Origin of the sequence: Methanosaeta sp. UBA458 (assembly GCF_002496085.1) — an archaeon.
GTDB lineage: Archaea > Halobacteriota > Methanosarcinia > Methanotrichales > Methanotrichaceae > Methanothrix > Methanothrix soehngenii.
This window is the reverse complement of sequence record NZ_DAIK01000123.1, coordinates 1-20451: the sequence shown is the minus strand read 5'-3', so window position 1 is coordinate 20451 and position 20451 is coordinate 1. Positions and strand designations below refer to the sequence as shown.

General features: G+C 51.4%; 17 protein-coding genes and 1 other RNA gene. 8 read left to right on the top strand and 10 right to left on the bottom strand.

The genetic code is table 11. The annotated features are described in order from the left end of the window. Positions 1–131 precede the first annotated feature (131 nt). The 3 genes from BP822_RS08920 to BP822_RS08910 all read left to right on the top strand — a co-directional run bounded on the left by BP822_RS08920 (position 132) and on the right by BP822_RS08910 (position 2033). Complete coding sequence (locus BP822_RS08920) at positions 132–1157, top strand: hypothetical protein (protein ID WP_286878158.1); 1026 nt, start codon at positions 132–134, stop codon at positions 1155–1157. Further along, the gene (locus BP822_RS08915) at positions 1157–1456 is read left to right on the top strand and encodes a hypothetical protein (protein WP_286878157.1); all 300 of its coding nucleotides are present in this window, start codon (positions 1157–1159) and stop codon (positions 1454–1456) included. The genes BP822_RS08920 and BP822_RS08915 overlap by 1 nt, the downstream gene beginning before the upstream one ends. A gap of 64 nt (positions 1457–1520) precedes the next feature. Next, positions 1521–2033 carry a hypothetical protein gene (locus tag BP822_RS08910; protein WP_273279034.1) on the top strand — a complete coding sequence of 171 codons (513 nt, stop codon included), beginning with the start codon at positions 1521–1523 and terminating at the stop codon, positions 2031–2033. Positions 2034–2468: 435 nt separating this feature from the next. Here the strand turns inward: BP822_RS08910 and BP822_RS08905 are convergent, their stop codons facing one another. From BP822_RS08905 to BP822_RS08880, 6 genes are all read right to left on the bottom strand, one after another. Continuing rightward, positions 2469–3704 carry a restriction endonuclease subunit S gene (locus BP822_RS08905; RefSeq protein WP_286878156.1) on the bottom strand — a complete coding sequence of 412 codons (1236 nt, stop codon included), beginning with the start codon at positions 3702–3704 and terminating at the stop codon, positions 2469–2471. Between the two features lies 1 nt (position 3705). Beyond that, entirely contained in the window at positions 3706–5346 is a 1641-nt protein-coding gene (locus tag BP822_RS08900) for a type I restriction-modification system subunit M (protein WP_286858214.1), read from the bottom strand. Between the two features lie 144 nt (positions 5347–5490). After that, a complete protein-coding gene (locus BP822_RS08895; RefSeq protein ID WP_286878155.1) occupies positions 5491–6951 on the bottom strand; it encodes a B12-binding domain-containing radical SAM protein in 1461 nt (486 codons plus the stop codon). A gap of 37 nt (positions 6952–6988) precedes the next feature. After that, positions 6989–8353: a B12-binding domain-containing radical SAM protein gene (locus tag BP822_RS08890; RefSeq protein ID WP_052297604.1), complete on the bottom strand. Its 1365-nt coding sequence runs from the start codon at positions 8351–8353 to the stop codon at positions 6989–6991. 114 nt (positions 8354–8467) lie between these two features. After that, complete coding sequence (locus tag BP822_RS08885; RefSeq protein WP_013718591.1) at positions 8468–8776, bottom strand: hypothetical protein; 309 nt, start codon at positions 8774–8776, stop codon at positions 8468–8470. 33 nt (positions 8777–8809) lie between these two features. Then, complete coding sequence (locus BP822_RS08880; protein ID WP_157863651.1) at positions 8810–9283, bottom strand: DUF2240 family protein; 474 nt, start codon at positions 9281–9283, stop codon at positions 8810–8812. A gap of 172 nt (positions 9284–9455) precedes the next feature. Between BP822_RS08880 and BP822_RS08875 the strand changes: the two genes are divergently transcribed. Together BP822_RS08875 and BP822_RS08870 are read left to right on the top strand one after the other, a co-directional pair. After that, entirely contained in the window at positions 9456–11036 is a 1581-nt protein-coding gene (locus tag BP822_RS08875; RefSeq protein WP_157863652.1) for a hypothetical protein, read from the top strand. Further along, positions 11033–15373, top strand: coding sequence for a C25 family cysteine peptidase (locus tag BP822_RS08870; protein ID WP_286858208.1), 4341 nt, complete (start codon positions 11033–11035; stop codon positions 15371–15373). The genes BP822_RS08875 and BP822_RS08870 overlap by 4 nt, the downstream gene beginning before the upstream one ends. Before the next feature lie 21 nt (positions 15374–15394). Here BP822_RS08870 and aglJ read toward each other — a convergent pair whose 3' ends face one another. From aglJ to BP822_RS08850, 4 genes are all read right to left on the bottom strand, one after another. Beyond that, positions 15395–16306: an S-layer glycoprotein N-glycosyltransferase AglJ gene (gene aglJ, locus BP822_RS08865; RefSeq protein WP_286858206.1), complete on the bottom strand. Its 912-nt coding sequence runs from the start codon at positions 16304–16306 to the stop codon at positions 15395–15397. 25 nt (positions 16307–16331) lie between these two features. Further along, complete coding sequence (locus tag BP822_RS08860) at positions 16332–17651, bottom strand: phosphoglucomutase (protein WP_273279086.1); 1320 nt, start codon at positions 17649–17651, stop codon at positions 16332–16334. 202 nt (positions 17652–17853) lie between these two features. After that, positions 17854–18135, bottom strand: a complete 282-nt coding sequence (albA, locus tag BP822_RS08855; protein ID WP_013718597.1) for a DNA-binding protein Alba — start codon at positions 18133–18135, stop codon at positions 17854–17856. Between the two features lie 37 nt (positions 18136–18172). Beyond that, entirely contained in the window at positions 18173–18943 is a 771-nt protein-coding gene (locus BP822_RS08850) for a 23S rRNA (uridine(2552)-2'-O)-methyltransferase (RefSeq protein WP_286878154.1), read from the bottom strand. 139 nt (positions 18944–19082) lie between these two features. On the opposite strand from BP822_RS08850, the gene rnpB reads away from it, so the two are divergent. The 3 genes from rnpB (at position 19083) to BP822_RS08835 (ending at position 20332) form a co-directional block, all read left to right on the top strand. Next, positions 19083–19385: RNase P RNA component (rnpB, locus tag BP822_RS08845), an RNA gene on the top strand. Between the two features lie 155 nt (positions 19386–19540). Beyond that, a complete protein-coding gene (locus BP822_RS08840; RefSeq protein WP_286878153.1) occupies positions 19541–19870 on the top strand; it encodes a P-II family nitrogen regulator in 330 nt (109 codons plus the stop codon). A 78-nt stretch (positions 19871–19948) separates the two neighbouring features. Then, a complete protein-coding gene (locus tag BP822_RS08835) occupies positions 19949–20332 on the top strand; it encodes a protease inhibitor I42 family protein (protein WP_273279043.1) in 384 nt (127 codons plus the stop codon). Positions 20333–20451: the final 119 nt, after the last annotated feature.

The window sequence follows — 20451 nt, the reverse complement described above, 5'->3', positions numbered from 1 at the left end:
CATCTCTTGTTTATCTGAGAAAATCGAAGTCAAGGCTCCAAAGATAATATTTGATGTTAGTGTCCAAATCCAGTTAAATTGAAATAGAATGGGAAAGAAAATTAATCATAATGGATTCAGGGCAATCGACTTTGATATTAAGATTATGCACCTCTGAGGGGGAAAAAGTCGGATTGGAGGATGCTGGAAAATTGTTGATATCCCTGCAAGAGATTGCCTGGCACATGGGCAGTTTTCTGGAAGGCCAACCATTCAGTGAGGGCGGCCGACTTAAAAAGCAGATTTTGGATGACTATTGTCTTCTAATTAAATCAATCAGTTCAGGCAGCGTCGTAGTTGAAGTTGAGTCGGCAGTTAAATATGGACAGCCCGAGATCGATAATTTTCAAAAGTATCAACCGCCCGGGCCGAGAGTGATCACTAAAATCACAGATTTTATTGCTTCAGTTGAGGGCGAAGAGGGTCGAGAAGTGGACGATGTTGTCCCCGATCATGCTTACAGATCGCGTTTGCTCCTGGATCTACTTAATCTATACCCGAAGAAGCCCAATTATGCATTGCACTTTGAGGGCCAGGGCGGCAGAAGCTTTGAAATGAAAGCCGCTAATCGGGGCCGCATTGAAGGATTGATTTCTCAACGTCAGCGACATTTGGGCCAGGAAGTCCGAATAGGGCTCTTAGCAGACTTGCGAGTTGACCCTGAGAAGGTAATGAAGATCGAAAGAATAGGCGAGAAATTCCAGGCGGTATACCCCGGCGATTTGGAGGCCAGGGCCAGGGATCTACTGGGACATCCGGTTAAATTAACCGGACGTGCCGAGCGCATTAGCGGCAGTCCAAAGATCAAGAATTTTTATGTGGATAAAATTGAGCCTTATGAGAGCTATCAGCTGGAAGAATTTGAGGCAGGAGATCGTATCTTTGTCCCCCGAATTCCCATTGAAGTGAGCGTTGAATACGATGAAGGTCTCTGGGTTCTGAGCATACCCTACGTCGAAGCCGTCGGGTATTCCACAGATTATTACGAGGCAGAAAATCAACTCCATGACTTCATAGATGAACTATGGACGGAATATGCACTCTGTCCCGAGGATGATCTCGGTGAGACCGGAAAGCTATTGCGAGAAGTCCTGTTAGGACTCTTTGAGGTGAATTAATGACCTCGCTCAACCAGGATGAGGTCGAAGCAGGACTAAAACGAAAGGGCTTTCAGCAAAGTAATAATAAACATAAATACTATCATTTATATATCAATGGGAAAAAGGAATCTGGGACTCATGTAAGTCATGGGAAGAATCAAGAGATCGGTCCCAGATTGTTAGGTCCAATGGCAAAAGAGCTGGGAATAAACATAAAAGACTTTGTGGATTTAGTGAAGTGCCCTCTTACTATTGAGGAATACCTCAACAAGAGGAAAGAGAGGTTTGTGGAAGGGATTAAGATAATAAAAAGATAAAATCCGTAATAAATAGATTGACTAATAAAATTTGAATAACCACACTGCTTGGAGCGGCAAGCCCATGGTAGTAAAGATACAAACTGTGGATGGCAAGATTAGGGCATATCAAACCGTGTATGGTATAGGTGGTGGAGACAGCGGGCCGGAAAAATATGTTACCGAATGTGGCATGGAATGGAAAAACAAGCCTTCTCCGTCAGAGGAATGTGATCATATCGGATGTGCAATCACCCCAGCGAAGAGCGGTGCGGATTCCGGGCCAATGGGATTTATGGTTTGTCTTGCTCTTGCAATTGTATTTTTAGTTTTTCTATCTGGCAAAGATATACCACCGCTTGAATTCTTAGGATTTAAATTCATTGGATTTGAATTTCTTGGATTAAAATTTCCTGCATGGACCCTTATATCTTTCGGATTTTTCGCTTTTTCTGCAATTTTATCATTGAAAAGCGGATTAGATTCTGGGGCAAGATTCGATGAGCTTAAAGAGTTCGAGAGAGAGCGCAAGATTAGAGGAATCAGAGCCTGGAGGGTATATGATTCAGAAACCGGAACCTTTGATGTTTTTGATTAAAATATATTAATTCTTAAATTCTTCCGACGTACCCATGCAAAGTTTGAATTGCTTTCATGAGATGTGAAAGACATCGAATAATGCCACGGTCGATTTCCTGAATCCAAGCTGTTATTAAGGCAAATTTTGATCTAAGCAAGCTGTTTTTTTTTATGGTACGCCGCGAGTCGGGCCTCCGGCCCTCCCGCGCTAATGCCCTAGGCCCCCTCAACGCCGGGGAGGCTTGGATACTATTGGCGGCAGAGGTCGACTGGTGGCATCAGGCTTGATATTGCGGCTAATCTTAATAAGGCTCAAAGGCTATTGCTCTGTACATCTTGACCAATCCGAATCTGGCAGGATCTCATCGGTGGTGCTGGCGGATCTCGGAAGAAGCCCTAAAGTTTTATAATTAGACAAATATGCGCCAGGCGGGCCAAAAGCAAGCGGCTTTATTCAGCTCGAAGGCGTCGCCAGCGCCCCCACCCGCAGCCTGCCGGTCATCAGTTCTTCCAGCATGGCCCGGAAAAGCTTGTCGTGGAGGTGGGCCTCGTGATCGAGAGCGGCGATCTTGGAGTCACAGGCAATTAAGGATCTAACAATCGCATCCTGATCAACTAATAGTGGCAGTGGTATTTGAAAAGTACGAAGTGAGGTCCCTGATAGATTCTTTTGCACAGCTCCCCCTGCTAGTTGAAGGATCCGGTTTCTGCCCTGCTGAGAATTGACATAATATTTGAGAAATAGTGGATTAATCTCATTCGATAACCTGAATCGAATAATAAAGGCCCCAGGCAATACAGGTTTTTCGAATGCCTCAAATATCGCTGCGATTCCACATGTACCACTACGTGTGATCAAGAAGTCATTTGATTTTAGCAAATGTTGTTTGAAGCCGTCAAGCTCGAGTTTGGCTAGAGGCATTGTAGAATAGTTGATATTTCCTTCATTGTCCAGATCAGTTGTTCTTAATGTTGCGACGCTGCCATCTGGATCGTAGTAATTCGAACTGAAACGTGGACCAAATGCGCTGGATATGATCACCTTTCCAAACTTCACGACTTCCCAGCTCTCCGGCATCTCCCCGATCTCCGTCCTCTTGGTCGGCTCGCCCCTGGTGCCATGCGTGAAGAGGTGCTCCATCAATGCCGCCTTGCGCTCCCGCTCCAGCGCAATCTCCCGCAACCGGGTCTCCCGCGCCGCCTGCACTGCGCGCAGGGCACGGGCGATGGCGCGCTGCTCGGGAAGAGGTGGGAGCAGAAACTTAAACGCAGATATAGAAGACCAAGAAGTTCTAGGATGATTCAAGCCCTTAGATGAATTTACAGCATAATTTATGAATTGGCTGGTATGAATAATATTAACCAAGAATTGAGGGACAATTGATTCTTTGGTCTTCAAAACGAGAATATCGGTAGAGCACATACCATCAAAATCAACTAACACCGATTTATCAAGGTATGGTCTCAGTTTTCCGTAAAGAATATCTCCTGAATGAAACTTTGATTTAGAGCTGTTTACCTCAAAGCTGCTCCCACTCCTTTTTAGTATTGAATTGCTAGAATCAATATGTTCTAAACCAACATAAGGCAGATCAGGGTATTTGTTGGGATGTATTGCTTCTTTACGTAATTCACACACTTCATCCAGTGATATCATTTTCCAACTAGAAGGGGTGTCCACATAATCCATTTTAATACGCCTCAAGCTTGAGCGTATTAAGAATTTCCGCCAGCTCCCCATCCGCCCTCTCCCTCTCCGCCCTTGCCTCTTCCAAATCCGCCAGAATCTCCGCAATGGGCCGATGCTTCTCCCGCTCGTTTATCTCCACAAACTGCGACGGGCTGAGGTTGTAGTCCGCCTCCCTCACCTCGTCCAGGGTGATCACCCGGCTGAGCTTCTCTCGCGTCTCCCATTTCTGGTAGACCTCCGCCACCGCTGCAATTCCCTCCGGGGTGAGAGCGTTCTTGGGCTTCTCCTTCACAAAGTAGTTGGAGGCATTGACCAGCAAAATCTGCCCGGCTCGCTCCTCTGGCTTGCCCTTTCTCAAAAGCAATATGATTCCGGGTGCGGTGGTGTTGTAGAACAGGTTCTCAGGCAGGAGCACCACCCCCTCGATGGCGTCCGCTTCGACAAAAGCCTGCCGGATGGCCTTCTCCCGGTTCGAGGACCTAGACCCCGAACCACGGGAGACGGCACCCGTGTCCAGGACTACAGCCGTCCTCCCGCCCTCTTTCAGGGAGGCGAACATGTGCTGCACCCATCCCCAGTCCGCCGAGGAGCGGGGCGGCGTGCCTGAGCAGAAGCGGTTGAAGGAGTCGTTCTCGTAAAATGCATCATCATAGTTGTCCTGGTTCCACATCGGATTGGCGACCACGTAATCGAACTGCATGAGCGAGCCCTCCGGGCCGAATCCCGGCTTTCTGAAGGTGTCGCCAATGGCAAAGCTCGAATCGGTGTAGTCATGCAGGAACATGTTCATCTTGGCCATGGCGAAGGTGACCGGATTCAGCTCCTGGCCCCACAGCCTTGGCGCCCGCGACCGCTCATCCGGATGACGACGCTCATACAGCAGCCGGGCCTTGATCAAGAGGCCACCCGAGCCGCAGGCCGGATCGTAAATGGTGCTGTAGGGCACGGGATCGATCAGCTCGGCAATGAGGTCCCCTACCTCTTTCGGGGTGTAAAACTCCCCCGCAGACTGCCCCTGCCCCTCGGCGAACTTGCGCAGCAGATACTCATATGCCCTTCCTAAGATATCGGGCTCTGCATTCTCCAGCCCAAGCCTATGCCGGCTCAAGACCTCGATTAGTGCCCCCAGCCGGTCGTCGTCTAAAGTGCGCTGCCCTGACTGGCGCTCATTGTAGTCCTTGATATCCAGGACGCCCTGCAGGTCGGGATTAAGCCTGGCCACCTCCCGCAGGGATTCCGTCACGAACTCCCCCAGCCGGCCATCTGCACCGTGATTGCGAATGGCCCTCCAGTTATAGTCCCCGGGAACGTAGAATCTGATTATGGGAGTGCTCCCCGTCTTCAGAGAGTGGGCCAGGTCCTCTTCAACAATAGTCCTGGCTAGCTCTTCGTCCCCGTATTCCCGGACGTGAGCGGCAAACTCATCCTCGAAGACGTCGGAGAGGCGCTTGAAGAAGACCAAAGGCAGGATGAAGTCCTTGAACTTGGGCGCGTCCGTTGCCCCGCGGATAGCGCAGGCCGCATCCCACAGCCAGGTCTCGAGCATTGAAATATCCAGATGGGCGTCCTCCGCCAGGGCGGGGGCCACCTGCCCTGTTGAATTCAGTCCAATGGTATTGTTGTTCCTTTTTCTCCTCGCCACTTTCCTGCCATCCCCTCAAATCCAAGAGAGACTTATGCGGATAGGTCTTTAATTATTTGGTGGCATTCGATCAAAATTGAAAACAAGCTGAAAGAGGATCGTAGCGGTGGGAAATCCGGCTCGAAATAGCCAGATGCCGATATCCTAGACCACTCCTTTGCACAGCTCCCCGCTCTCTAAATCCTCCTGGAAGAAATCACGGGGCGTCTTCCTCCCAGTGGCCAGGTCCAGCTTTCTTTTAGCATAAAAGGGAACCAGCCTCTTGATCTCTCCCGCAAACCACTTGGGGTAGATCTTCTTGACTTTATTATACCTGATCCAGTCCAGGTCGTAGTAGCGGGCATTCATCTCCCAGGTGATGTACTGCACCTCTTCGTCTGAGAGATGCCTTGTCCGAAGGTTGGCATGCATGCCATCGTACTTGTTGAAGTCGTTCCTGGTCACAAGGCCCATCTCCTCCAGCTCCGCTCTCATCTGGGTCTTCGGATAGGGAGTGGAGATATAGAAGATGGGAAAGTCCACCTTCAGCCTGCGGGCCAGATGGAAGTTCTCCCACAGGTCCTCCTCATCGTCATCCGGGTTCCCGCCGATGAGGCCAGTGGAGACGATGATGTTGTTGTCATGCAGGTACTGCACCGCGATCTCGGCATCATTTGACATCTTGCCCTTGCCCAAGAACTCCAGGTTCCTCTTATTGATGCTCTCCACCCCCAAAAAGACGCCGTCAAAACCCGCCTCGCCCATCTTGTCGACAAGCCTCTTGCTCGAGGCAATGCCGGAAGCGGAGGCCTGGGTCTTGTAACGGAGGTGAGTGAGCCCGGCATCGATTATCGCCTGGCAGAGCCTCTCCAGCCTCTTGGGGTTCAATGTGATGTTGTCATCTGGGAAAAAAATCGAGCCGGCACCATGCTCCTCCGCATCCCGGATATCCTCGACTACTCTCTCGATGGGGAAGGTACGGAAGTGGCGGCCGTACATGAGATTGATGGAACAGAACTTGCAGCCCTGAGTGCATCCCCGGCTGGTCTCCACTGAATCGATGGGCACATCAAAGGTCAGAAAGCCGCGGGTGATGAGCCGGGCGTCTCTGTTGGGCATCCTGATATCCGATACATCCAAGAGAGGCCTGGCCGGATTGTGAACCATTCTATTGCTGCCCGGATCATGGTAGGACAGGCCCAGGACCTCCTTCAGCTCTTTTCCTGCCAGCAGGGACTCAGTGAGCTCCCGGAAGGTGGCCTCGCCTTCACCCCGCACGATATAGTCGATGAGCTGGCTGTCATCGCTCTGGCCGATCTCCTCTGCCGCGAGAGTGGGATGATAGCCGCCAAAGACCGTCTGAGCCCCTGCCTCTTTGGCAATCCTGGCCAGAGCTAGTGCCTCTTGATACTGGAAGCTCATAGCGGTCAGGCCGACGAGATCGTAATCTTGAACCTGTTTTTTCACATATTCTCGATGGTCTTTCAGTCCGTGAATGTCTGCCACATGAACTGTGCACAGGTCATCCACATGCGCCGCCAGGCTGGCCAGCCCCAGATTGGGCAGGCGGGCTATGCGGTCGAAGTCCAGCTGAACCACAGGGGAGGATAGGAGGAGTATCTTCATCCAGAGCCTTCGTTTATTCAGGTTTTTGCGTTCATATTCATGCGGATGATCCTTTATTTCCCGGCAAGGGGAGGAACCTGGGCCCCTGATTCCAGTCGAACTTGTTTGCCCGGGAGATGTAACCGGCAACCTCTTTTATCCCATCCCATCCTCCATAGCGATAAGCATTGTACCACACCCTTCCAGAGATGCGCAGGGGCACATACCAGGAATGGACCTGGCGGAGCGACCGGTCTAATATCTCCTGCATCTCATCCGGTTTTATATGGGGGTGGTTCCAGACCAGATGCTTTCCATCATAATGATGATAGTCCTGGTCGAATATGCCATACTTCTCCTCGATCTCTCTCCACAATGGGGTCTGGGGCAAAGGAGTAATGACGCATATCTGAGTTATGTCCAGCTTGAGGGCAGCCAGCTTCTTTATGTCCACCTTTAGCGACTCTTTTGTATCCTCCTCAAATCCGATCATATAGTAGCCAATCGTCCCCAGGCCTCGAGCCTGCAGCATTCTCAGCGTCTCCAGAATATCCTCGGTGCCTTCCTTCTTCTTGATTTCGTCCAGACGCTCTTGATGCAGGTTCTCAATGCCGATAGCCGCCCCGGCAAAGCCGGATACCTGTTTGCCGTTCTTCATCCGGGCGTCAGCCCAATCATCGATCTTCTTTCTCAGATAATCAGCCCGGGCCATGCACCCCCAGACCATCCCATACTTGTCCAGGAGCTTCACAACCTCATCCGCATGGCGGCGGTTGCAACCGAAGTTCTCATCCTCGATTATCACCACATTTATTCCCATTTTTTTGTAGTAGGCAAGAACCCTCTCGATGCTCTCCAGGGAGATTATATTGGGTTTATTGCAGAAAACCGGAGTCTGGCAGAACTTGCATCCCACTGGGCAGCCCCGGGTAGTGAAAAGGACCCCATAGATGTTCACCTTGATATTGAAGGGCGTATTCAGATACTCGATAAGCGGCGGATGGATGACATCCTTTATCTGCCTGCCGAAATAGGGCGCCAGTTGATGCTCTGCATATCCCACAAAGACCTTGTCGAACCTGTCCTGCACGGCGGTGGTTAGGGCTCCATAGTTTCCTGCCCAGACCTCTCCTGCGCCCGCACTGCGTGCCGCCTCTGCCATCTCTACTGCTTCGTGGGTCTCGCTAAGGTAAAAGGAGAGGCCAACAACATCCCAGCCCTCTTGGAGCTTCTTTTCATATTCATCCCAGGTGGGGAACTCCAGTATCTCAATCTCCGGAATGTTCTGCTTCAGGAATCTCAGGCCGAAGGATTGAATGCGCGGCCAGTAAAATCTGAACCATGACCGGGTGTTGGCCCCGATGTAGTCGTATGGCTCAGAGCTATTTCGGTAAGCGGTTGTAAAGAGGACTCGATGAGTCATAACTCCCAAGATCGCTCCCATGGAAGATTAAGGTTACGATTACTGATTGCACTTGTTAATTCCATATAAATTCCAACAGAATTTTGCCGCTCAGAATAAAATGATACTGGCAGCCTAAGCATATCCATTCTGTCCAGGATGTCGGCTCTCCAGTTCTCGCTTTTCTGCTTTATCCTTCTCCATGCTGTCCATCTCATTTTGCACCACATTGAAGACCTCTGAAACTCCGGCGTACTTTCCGGCAAACCACCCGCAGGCAAAGATATCCGCATTACTCCTGTCCACTCCAGACTCCTCTATCAGCCTTCCAATCCATTCCTCGGGAGTATCCGATTGCGCAAAGGAGTCTCTCACCTTCCTGGCGATTTCATCGGCCCGCTCCTTGGTAATTCCCAACAGCTCATAGAGCGCTATTCTCGCCATATCGTCCTGCCTTTTTTCCGATTCCGCCTCTCTTCAGCTCGGCTGAACTTCCCGGGCGCGGGCAAGGAGATTCTCATAGGCCTTTGCTGCCAGATCATGAACATCTAGCCCCATCTCTCTCGCTAGCAGGAGTACCACTGCATCCATCTCCACCAGCTTTTTCAGCGAATCCTGCTTATCATTAGCGAGGGCTATGACCTCCTTTCTGCTCATGCCCGTCTGGGAGGTGATCAGCCTAATTCCCTGGTCAAGTATGGCCTCTTCCGTCGAGGGTTTAAATCCCAGGGGTACATCCACCGCATCGATATCAAACGCCGCTGACACTATCTCTCCATCCATCTTCACCATCCCCTCAGCTTCCGCTTCTCTGAGTAGAGCGCGCACCTTCTCTGGAGATCCCCATTTCAGGTCTAAAGAGAGGGCAAATATGAAATCGCTGATCTTCAGGCTTTTCTTGCCCCGCTTCTTAAAGGGCGTGGCCACGAGGATTTCTTTCTCACGGTCCAAAGAAACACACCAGATCTGTTCTCGCACATAACAGATATAAACCAGTCTGTCCAGAAAGACCAATCAAATTAGAGGGTGAATGAATTCCCGCAATCCTCTGGGCAAAGGATTTAAAGCGAGCAGATGTGATATTTCACTGTGCAAAGATCCAGTATATGACAAGTGGGGCAAGATGAGGCTGATATACCCGATTATAATACTGTTCCTGCTGATCGGCGCCGGCGCCGCCCAGCTGGCACCAGACAAGGAAAGATTTGACATCGTTCTTCATCCAGGGGATGGAGATGAGAGGATTCTTAAGGTGATGAATAATGGGGACTCAACCATCTTCAATATCGCTAAAACCGAAATGATCGGAAATGCCAGGGATTTTATCTTCATCGACGTTCCAGAGGATAAGCCTCTTTCTCCTGGAGAGGAGGCGGAGATCAAGATCTATATCGGTATACCCCCGGAGACCAAGCCTGGAGTCTACACCGGATTCGTATACTTGATGGAGAGCGCTCCTCCCTCCATTCCGGTGCGAATAGACTTTCATATTAATGTCGTTGTGCAGGAGAGCTACGGCATTGCTATGACCGTGGATGATGCCAAATCAGCCTATCTCCGGGCAAGCGCTAAAGATATTGCCCAGTTCAATCTGGCAGTCAAGAATCTGGGCTCATTCAGAGATATCGCCTCGATTGACGCGGGAGCTGTGCCCGAGGGCTGGAGCGTCGTGCTGATGGACGATGACGAGCCCATGAGCATGCCCTATGACCTGCCCCTGAATCCCGGGGCAACTCATGAGATCAAACTGCAGATACAGACAGACAAGCCCGGATCTCGGGAGAATGTCACCATCACTGCCACATCCCTGGGCAACCGGTCCATGAACTCCTCAATCCAGGCAGAGGTCGAGTTCGGAATGGTGGTCAGAGGCTACGATACCGATATCCTGGTCCCGGAGAAGATCGCCACCAATAAGAGCTATGAGGGCAAATTCAAGGTAATTCTGGACGTCAAAGAGGACATATGGGTCTCGATGCAATCTCCGGATGAGCTTATAGTCATCCCCCAGTCACAAATGGTAACGGTCACACCAGAGGTGCCTGGGTTGGCCAACTTCACCTTCCTGGCATCAAAAGGGGGCGAGTATCCGCTTACCTTCCAGCTATTGGATTCCCACGGCATTCCCATGCCTGAGGAGACCGTCACTATTGTGGCTGCGCCTCCAGAGGGATTGGCGGTGCTCACCGGAGATGACATCATCTATGGCACTATTGGTACCCTGGCCTTATTTGGCAATAGGAGCCCATCCATATTTATGGTTCCTGCGGATGAGATCTCCGATGATTACCTGCAGAAGCTGCAGAGCTATCTGGAAATCGTGATCCTGGGCAATGATTCTGTGATCCCCTCTGGTGTTGAGGAGAAACTGAAAGATATTGAACTCAAGCGCATTCAAAGCGATAGCCTCTTTGAAGAGTGCTGGCTGTTCACGAAACTGATGTGGGATAATGGCACATCCGAGGTTGTCTTGACCACCCCCAGGGAGGCAGACATATTCAGAGCCTATAAGATAGCGATGAACGAGGGATTACCGATGGTGGTGTGCAGAGGCAACGTCACTGGTGCCTCCATAGAAGCTATTGAGGATATGACCAGACGCAATACAACCCTCTCTCGGGCGATGGTCGTGGGCAGAGTGGGAGAGGATTATACAGAGGCACTTAGCGAAGCGGGTGTCTTATTAGAGGAGGTGAGCGCTTGAGACGTCTTTATTTATTATTATTCGTGGCAATACTGTCCGCCACTCTGCTCTCCGCCGCAGACGATAAACCACTGGCGAGAGGAGTGAAAGGCGAGGTCGAGGATATCATCCTGGTGGGAGCAGACGACTGGCATGCATCTGTTGCTGCTACTCCCCTCGCCATCTATTCTCAGGAGAACGAGACCGTCATCAAGCCTATGCTAATCCTCCCCAAAGAGGTGCATGCTGGAGAGAGAAATGGCTGGATTGAGGAGAGCGATCTGGAGCGATACGGTGCTTCGGCAATCCTGGATACCCTCAAAGGAGCAAACGTCAGCGCTATAACCATACATGGTTCCGGCGAGAAGGTCGGTGCGCTGGTGAAGGCGGCTCAAAAGGACGGAATCGAAGCTTATGTTGCCGTCACTTTAGAGATTCCTGAATCCCAGGCTTCATCGGAGGCGCTGGAAGGTCTGGACAGCAAAGAGATGGCAATGATGGCTGAGGTTGGCCTCGCCACAACAGAGCCGGATCGGTCCACCATCGATCGCTCTATGCTGCAGGAGCCAAATCCAGAGATCGGGGGAAACAGCAGCTATTACTGCCCGGTGAACCCAGAGGTAAAAGACCGTCTTTATAACCAAATTGAGATGCTGATCGATGACTATCATGTCGATGGAGTCGTCCTATATCGGTTCGGATTCCAGGATGAGAATCACTGCTACTGCGATGTATGCAAAGAGAAGTTCTATCAGGACACGGGAATAGATATCAGCAAGGTCAATGCCAATAGCTACAACCGGGAGAAGTGGGCTGAATGGAAGCAGGACCAGCTCATGGATATCGTTATGGATGCCCGGAACATCACATCTGACCTAGGCCCTGTGCTGCTCGGAGTGGCACTGGACAGCCCATTTGACCGAAGCAAGGGATACAACTTTGCCCGGATGACTGGGGTGGCAGACTTTGCCTTTATATCTCCTGTTTCTCCCCAGGATGTCAAGCTGGCCAGCAGAGAGAGCACGAATCCCGTTTATGTTCGCCTTAACGATGATTATGTGGGCTATGTCCTCTCCACCCAGAATGTGAAGGGAGCTGTAAGCTATATCGAGGATCTGGTGGGATCTGGTGCCTCGGGAGTCGTCTTCGAGTATGATGTGGTCCATACACCCCTCTGGTCTGAGCTTGAGCCTCCCTCCTCGGCGGCCAGTTGGCTGCTGCGGCAGCTTAATGGAGAGGTTCTTGCGGTGGGAAATATCTCCTGGAGGAGCGACTCGAACATAAGGGTCAACAACAGCTTTGATCTGAGTGAGCAGATAAGTCGCCGCTGGGCGAGCTCTCCAGGAGCAGTAATTGTGGGTGAGAATTATACTGCTGCTCTCCAGGCGGCCACTATTGCATCCTATCTGAACTGGCCGCTGCTGTTTGTGAATGAGGCGCTGCCGGAGGAGACCCGATCGGCTCTCGTCCGGCTGGGGGCAAAGGATGTGATCTTGGCAGGTCCGACAGGGGAGAGGGTGAGACAAAACCTGAGCCAGATGAATATCACCCTTATCGAGGGCAGCGGTGATCTGCTGGTCGAGGAGATGGAAAGAAGGAACGAGAGTCCATCAATGGTTGTCTTGACCAACTCCCATGATCTATCCCTCCTGCCGCCGGCGTCGAGCAAGGCGGTTGAGCGTTCGTTGGTTGGAGATCTGCTGGTGAGAACGGAGCTATCCCCTGACCAGGTTCCTGCAGAGGAAGATGGAGAGGTGGTCAGGCTCAATTTTACCCTCACCAATAGTGGAGATGAGGTGCTCAGGGGGGTGCAGCTACGAGATATCTTTCCCATGGGGCGGCTCATAAGGCTGGCGGGCACCGCATACGGGGAGGTCAATGTGACCGACCCCTACAGCAGAAAGCCGGTTACAGAGACCTCCGCTTTTCTTAATGGATCTCTGATCCGCTGGGATTTCGGCCGGCTCGAGCCTGGAGAGTCCGCCAGCCTGAATGTTGAGGTAGAGCTGCTATATCCCATGGATGCCGGCTGGTCGCAGCGCCTGGACACTGGAGCTACTGCCGCCTATGAAGGCTTCTCTTACAACCATACTCTCAGAAATGTGGACGATCCGCCTATAATCAATCTAACCTATCCCAAATGGATCTACTCAGGCAGCACCAATATCTCCTGGAACATTGAGCGGAACAGCAGTTATCTCGCTTTAAACCTTTACAGCCCGGACGAGAGATCTGGCCGCCTGAAGCTGACAAACATAACCAGGGATGGGCTCTATGATGTGAGAGTCTCCCTTCAAACTCCAGGCAACTGGCTCTTCAATATCGAGACGGATGAGGCCCGGACTGAAAACTACACCATAGAGGTTCGCTCCAATGTCAAGGTCTTGAATATCACAGCATTCAGCCATACCAAGGTCCCCAGGCTCTCTATGGTGGCAGCGGGGGCGGCATCATCTCATAAAGCCATCCTGATTGACGTGGCCTGTGATCCCCAAAAGATCGATCCCCTGGTGGTGGAGGAGACGCTAAATCAAAAGGTAGCGGAGCTTAACCTGGATCCGGAGTATCTCATGGTGGTGGGCGATCCCGGCTCTATTCCTTTCATATCCACCGGGCTCATCCAGAAGCTTTCGGAGGTTATGGAATATGAGGTCTACAGAGACTATCAGATCAAGCCGGATTTGAACAACTACAGCACGGTGGCTGTGGGAAGGATCATGGGGCTATCGGTTTACGATGCCTCCCAGCTCATGGCCCGCACAATGGCTTATGATCGGCTAAATGGAAGCTGGAAGAATAATGGGCTGGTTGTATCCTCTCCTGCTCTCTCATTTCCTCAGGCTCCTGTGGGAATACGCATAAAGGAGTATCTGGAGGAGGCAGGTCTCATGGTCAAGGATCTGCGTCATGAAGAGGCTACTTATCAGCAGACGATATCGCAATTGAACAACGGCCAGAATATCGCTCATTTCGATCATCACGGAAGCGAGGATTCATGGGGGCTGTCTGCCTGGTCAATGACGGATTCAGCTCTTACCGGGTCGCAGGTAAAAGAGCTGAGTTTGCCTCCTCAGACAACCACTGCTTCTGCCTGTGTTACCACCAACCTGAAGGGATACTATCTGAATGTGACCGGCACGAGGATGTATGTCCCCGGAAACCTGGAGGATTCCATCGCTCTGGCATTCATAAGGGCGGGAGCGGTAAACTACATTGGAGGCTCAGCCTTATCCTATATCTTCCTCTCAGACGACTACTACAAGAGCTTCTATCAGTCCCTGATCTTCAGGAATTCCACAGTGGGTCAGGCCCAGCTGGATGCGGACAACCTCTTTCGGCTGAAGTCCAGAGGCACTGAAAGCCTAAAGCCGAACTCAGATTACGATGAGGTCCTGCCTGCCTGGGATATCTCCGTTCATGAGATGCTCAACCAGACCTCTTACATGAACGTAATCTTGGGCGATCCGAGCTTCAAGCCCGCTTTGCCAAAATCTCCTTCTCTTCCTTATGCCACCGTTCTCTCGGCGGAGAACGAAACCGATCTGAATCAGACGATTTTAAATGTGGCAGTAATTCCGCTTAACGAGAGCGCTACCGATTGGGTATACTGGATTGAGTCGAAGAGCTCCAGCGGACTTCTAAACCTCGATGCCACTCCCGCCATCATAGGTGAGGTGCTCTTGCCCAAGGACGCAGAGAAGATCGTGGTAAAGGAGGAGGGGTTATCCCTCTGGCATGATGAATATTCCCGGGGCTTGGAGAAGAGGGTGATGTGGCCCATCATCAGGCCGAAGCTTGGGGAGAAGAGGAGCTTTATTGTCGAGTACGAGCTGATACCCGGTCAGGTTCAAAGGATCAATGTCACTGCCGGCTGGAATGCTGTGTCCATCTATCTGAACCCGCGGGATGCATCTGCGGAGAGATACCTGAAGAACAAACCCTACAGGAGCATATTCACCATTGCCGAAGATGGATGGAATTTCGGCATGAAAGAGGCAGGCAAGCTCAATGTGACTCAATTCAAAGCAGGTGAGGGATATCTCATAGACAGCACCGGGAACTTCACAATGGAGATACCGGGAAAGCCGGTCGACCTCCCCTACCGACTGGATCTGCATGTGGGCTGGAATATGATCGGACTGCCGGTGAATCAGACCGTTGATCTGGCTAACATCACCATCAATGCCGAGCATAAGAGGTACAGGTACCCGGAGGCAGTAGAAAAGGGCCTGGTCTCAGCATTCGTCTGGAAGCATGAGGGCGGGGACTGGACCAATCTAGGAGAGAATGAGACTCTGGAGCCGGGAAGGGCATATCTCTTCGAGGCGAAGAGCGAGGCCAAGCTCGAGTTCCGCTAAAAGAGCATTTAGCGGAACGCCTCATCTCTTTTTTCTATACAGCTCTCTCATCATCTCCCGGTGCATGGAGGCCATCATATCTCCCTGCATGCCGATCATGAACAATTGGATGCCGACTATGATCAGAATCGCCGTCAGTATGGTTAAGGGAATATGCTCTATTCTCCACAATAACCAGTCTCTGGCCACATAGATCCCTACCAGAAAGCCGAACAATCCTACGAATGAGCCCATCAGGCCGAAGTAGAACATGGGGTTCTCCGTCTTAGCCATGCGGAAGATGGTGAGGATGATCTTCAGACCGTCCCGGAACGGATGCAGCTTTGTCTTGGTGCCTGCAGACCGGGGCTGGTAGGTGATGGGAACCTCGATTATCCTCAGGCCTTTCTTTACGCTCTCTATGGTCATCTCCGACTCGATCTCAAAGCCGGGCATGGATAGATCGAGCATCCTTATTCCTTCAGTGGTGAAGGCCCTGTAGCCGGACAGGATATCGTGTAGCTGGACTCGGTAGATTGCCGCAAAGAAGCGGTTGATCATCTTATTGCCGAACATATTCAGCCTTTTGATGGCTCCTCCCTGAATGTTCTCCAGCCTGTTTCCCACCACGTGATCTGCCTGTCCCTCTAAGATGGGCTCCATGATCCTGGCAGCATCGCGAGGAAGGTAGGTGCCGTCCCCGTCGATTAAGAGGATGTACCTCTCCTTTATATGGCCGAAGACCTCCTTTAGAGCCTGGCCTTTGCCCGATCCCGACTGAATGAATATTTTTGCACCGGACGCTCTGGCTTTCTCTACGGTCTTGTCGGTGCTATGGCCGTCCACGACCAGGATGTTATCATAGCCCAGCTCCTGGAATTCGCGGATGACGGGCTGGATGGATTTCTCTTCGTTGAGGGTCGGTATGAGAATGCAGATGTCTTTATGGCTCACGCTTAAATCAGCTCTGGCGAAATTTTCAGGCTTTCATCGCCTGGTGGATGATCTTTTTGTATTGCTCCTCCAGCTCTTTCATATCCCCTTTGGTGGTCTCGATATACAGCCGGATGATGGGCTCGGTGTTACTCGGCCGGATGAGAACGCTGTAGCTTTCGGTAGTGATCTTCAAGCCATCTGTTGTGTCCGGCTCAAAGAAAGCCAGTGAATCGGCCAGGCGGAGCATAACCGCTGCCGGGTCTTCATTGAGGTGGACGCTCATCTGTTTATAGGGATAATCAGGGATCATGCCTGCCAGATCTGAGAGCTTCTCTCCACTGGACACGATCTCAGCCAGGGCGAGGCTCATGGCGAAGGGATCATCAGAATACTGGAACTCGGGCAGGAAGAAGTGGCCGCTTCGTTCTACGCCCAGAACCGCTTTTGAGTTTTTCACCCGGTTTGCCACGAAGACATCGCCCACCCTCTCTCGCAGAACCTTTATGCCATCCTTTTCCAGCTCTCGCTCCAGGATCATTGAACAGTCGAAGCCGGATATGACCAGGTCACCGGGCTTGTACCTTGCCCGGGTGATGATGATCGCCACCTTCTCCGGGGGCAGGACAGCTCCTTTATCATCGATGACGATTCCCCTGTCAGCATCCGGATCAAATCCCACGCCGAAATCTGCCTCTTTTTTCTTTAGCATCTGGCAGGCAGGGCGCAAAGATTCCTCATTGGGAGCGGGACCTCGGCCGGGAAACAGGCCGTCCGTGGTTCCGTTTAAAATCAAAGGATTAAAACCCAGCTGCTGGTAGAAGGAGGCCATTGTGCAGGCTGCACCATTTCCCATGTCTAAAACCAGCTTGAGGGGACGCTTGAGGTTCAGCTTCCCTTGCACATACTCCCTGTATCTCTCGATCGCCTCCCCTGGATCGCGATCGGTCTTGATCCCCTGGCCAGCGAGAAAGCCCCCCTCCCGATAGTACTTCATTATGGAGGACTCCTGATAGAGCAGGCCATAACCGTCACAGGTTCTGAATCGCACGCCGTTGTACTCCGGCGGATTATGAGAGGCGGATATGTAGGCTGCGGCCTTGAGCTCCTCTTTCCAGGTGATAAAGCTGATTATGGCAATGGGGATGATGCCAAAGCTGTTAACCTGGCAGCCTGTGCTCAGTACTCCATCCAGGAACGCCTTCTGGAGGCTTGGGCCACTGATCCGGGTATCTCTTCCCAGGGAGACTGAACCACCTTCAGCATAAGATCCAAAGGATTCACCAACTCTCTTCACCAACTGCTCTGTGAGATCGGTGCCGTAGACACCTCTGACATCATAAGCTCTGAATACTGTCACATGCATCCGTTGTGTCTCGGGCATTTAAATTATTTTCTGCCAGGAAAAAAGAAGTTGGAGAAAAGATAGGAGAGGATCATCGGATAAAAAATCGATACGATCTCATGGATCGATGGTTTGCGGCCGATTTTGCCACAAAAAGTAGCGCCAATCGTTATAATATTTTCCTTTCCTCGATCTTGCTACCGCTTCTTCTCATGTAGCCCATCTATGATTCCTGTTTTGTGAGGATTATCTCCATCGAAGAGACATTCACCATCTTTCCTTCCTCATTGGGAATGGATTCCGTGCCGATGATTATGTTCTTGACTGTGAGATTGGGCATGAACCTGTTTCTTGTTATCTCTGCCGTATCCACAGCGCGGGAGATGGCACGCCCTCTTGCTTTCAATATCACACTGGCAATAGGCTTGTTAAACTGGGTCATAACTGCCAGGACGTAGTTCATGACTGGTTTGTCTCCAATGAAAATCACTGCATCGTCTTCCATGGTTTAGCCCCTCCGTTCACTTTTCTTGGGCAGGTTATTAACTCTTTCTCTCTACGATTTCGGCAAAGGCGAAGTTGGTCAAAACGGCATCCACCTTAACTAGAAGCTCTTCTTTCAGCTTCGATCCTCGGACAATAATCGCGAAGCCCTCCACCATGGCCACGCCGTCTCCAGATTTGCCCACAGATTCTATCCGAACATTGAGCATGTCCCCTTTGCGGACCGGGGCAGAAAGGAGCTTCTTTCCCACTACATAGGTCTCTGCGCTCTCCTTTCTTGAGGCCGCAGGCGAATGGGCATGAACAACGGCAAACTCCCGTCTGACATCATTGAGAAAATCTATGAACATATCTCCCTGAAACACCTTGACCACGAAGTTGCCCCGCGGCCGGAGGAGCTTTTTGGCCATTTCAAGAGCGGACCGGGCCAGGTCTATGGAGATGGCATGGTCCCTGTCCCAGGCCCCGGAGAGATTGGGGGCGGCGTCGCATATCACCACATCTGCATCCCCACCAAGGGCATCTTTTACCAGGTCCACTGTGCCCAGGGCGGTGATGTCCGCCCTGAAGGTGACCACTCCTGGGATGGGGGTGATGCCCTCCAGGTCCACTCCCACGATCTTTCCTCCGGAGAGCTTCTGGGCTACCTGCAGCCAGCCGCCTGGCGCCGCTCCCAGGTCGACCACGGAGTCGCCTTTTTTTATGACATGGAACTTTTCATTTATCTGCAGGAGCTTGTAGGCCGATCGGGCCCTGTAGCCTTCCTCTTTTGCCTTGCGGTAGTAGTGATCCTTCTGGTCTCGGGCCATCTGCGGGATAGGATGGCTGTCATAGGATATAGACTTGCCCGAGAGTGGCATATGGGGTTGGCCGGGCCAGGTTAAGCCTGGCGGTTCATGACCGGCAAGCGAAGCCATTATAAACCTAAACCGGCGTCCTTAAAGATGCGAGAGAGGAAGGACGGCTGCCGCTGGCCAATTCCGGCCGGTGTGGAAAGTCCCTCCACCACTGGACACACAGACATCCCAAAGGATGTGGGGCGAGAGCTCCGGCTCTGGCACAGAAACGATACCGTGCAGCGTTAAAGCTATGATGCCGAAAGGCTGAGGTCGCGCTGAATGCGGATGAAACGGCGAAACCCTGTGGGTGCAAGCCAAAATAGAGCTGCTAACATGGACGTCCAGCCAAGCTCGGGTATGGCGCTAAGCTGAATGCCGTCATAGAACAGAAGGGGGCTTACTCTCCTCACTCGTATATCAAATCTTATGATTTCTCAATTCTTCTGCGCTCCTCTGAAATCCTGCCAATTTTTCTCAAATAGGTCCATATATCCATTCATTAGCAGTTATTTCATAGTGATGCAGGATGCTCACCATGTGAATATTGGTTATCAGGAGTATAGCAGCATGGATTCTCATTTGATGAAGATGATCTGGGCGGTGATCAGGCCGGAGAGAGTGGATGTAGTTGTCGGTGCCCTCAAGACAGAAGGATTCTCTGCCATGACCCGCTTTGATGTCTACGGCCGTGGAAAGCAGAAGGGGATTGTGGTTGCCGGGGAGAGCTATGATATGCCAAAGACGGTGCTCATGCTCGTGCTGGAAGCGGGAAGGATATCGGAAGCCGTCAAGATCATCGAGGATTCGGCCAGAACAGGGGCCATAGGCGACGGCAGGATTTTTGTGGTGCCAGTCGAGGAGGCTCATACCATAAGAACCGGCAAGGTGGGTATGTAGATCTCAAGATATCCTCTTAAATAGAAAGAAGAATAAAAAGAAGGCTAAAAGTAGCTACAATCTGGAGGAGTCGGATATATGAAACGATATGCAATCTCTGCCCTGGCCCTGGCCATTTCCATGATCGCCATGGCTCTTGGCAGCAGCGTATGTGACAATGCTCCATGTGAGCCGGTGATCAATGCCACTATGGGTGAGGAGTTTAACATCACCATCCCCTCTAATCCCTCAACTGGATTTGAGTGGTGGACTGAATTCGATCCCCAATTCCTGACCCTGGTGGGAGCGAGATCAACCCAGGACAATGTCAGTTTGGAGATGGTCGGAGTGCCGGAGAACGAGATCTTCACCTACCGGGCAGTAATCCCTGGAGAGACGGAGGTTTATCTTCTTCTCCTTCAGCCTTGGGAAAACGGCACCATCGCTGAGAGGCTCATCTATCCAGTGAATATAGCAGAATAAAACGCAGGCTGATCCGGTGCCATCCGGATCTATTGATCTTTTTGGCTCTTCGCTGAATTATGTGGGTGAGGTCAGGCATAGAATATGGCCTCTGTGTCTCCACATGAAAAACTTAAAAA

Coding starts and splice junctions, on each gene's coding strand:
- BP822_RS08835 (WP_273279043.1), top strand. CDS start 19,949: ATGAAACGATATGCAATCTCTGCCCTGGCCCTGGCCATTTCCATGATC.
- albA (WP_013718597.1), bottom strand. CDS start 18,135: ATGGAAGACGATGCAGTGATTTTCATTGGAGACAAACCAGTCATGAAC.
- BP822_RS08885 (WP_013718591.1), bottom strand. CDS start 8,776: ATGGCGAGAATAGCGCTCTATGAGCTGTTGGGAATTACCAAGGAGCGG.
- BP822_RS08875 (WP_157863652.1), top strand. CDS start 9,456: ATGAGGCTGATATACCCGATTATAATACTGTTCCTGCTGATCGGCGCC.
- BP822_RS08890 (WP_052297604.1), bottom strand. CDS start 8,353: ATGACTCATCGAGTCCTCTTTACAACCGCTTACCGAAATAGCTCTGAG.
- BP822_RS08840 (WP_286878153.1), top strand. CDS start 19,541: ATGGATTCTCATTTGATGAAGATGATCTGGGCGGTGATCAGGCCGGAG.
- BP822_RS08915 (WP_286878157.1), top strand. CDS start 1,157: ATGACCTCGCTCAACCAGGATGAGGTCGAAGCAGGACTAAAACGAAAG.
- BP822_RS08895 (WP_286878155.1), bottom strand. CDS start 6,951: ATGAAGATACTCCTCCTATCCTCCCCTGTGGTTCAGCTGGACTTCGAC.
- BP822_RS08910 (WP_273279034.1), top strand. CDS start 1,521: ATGGTAGTAAAGATACAAACTGTGGATGGCAAGATTAGGGCATATCAA.
- BP822_RS08860 (WP_273279086.1), bottom strand. CDS start 17,651: ATGCATGTGACAGTATTCAGAGCTTATGATGTCAGAGGTGTCTACGGC.
- BP822_RS08850 (WP_286878154.1), bottom strand. CDS start 18,943: ATGGCCCGAGACCAGAAGGATCACTACTACCGCAAGGCAAAAGAGGAA.
- BP822_RS08905 (WP_286878156.1), bottom strand. CDS start 3,704: ATGGATTATGTGGACACCCCTTCTAGTTGGAAAATGATATCACTGGAT.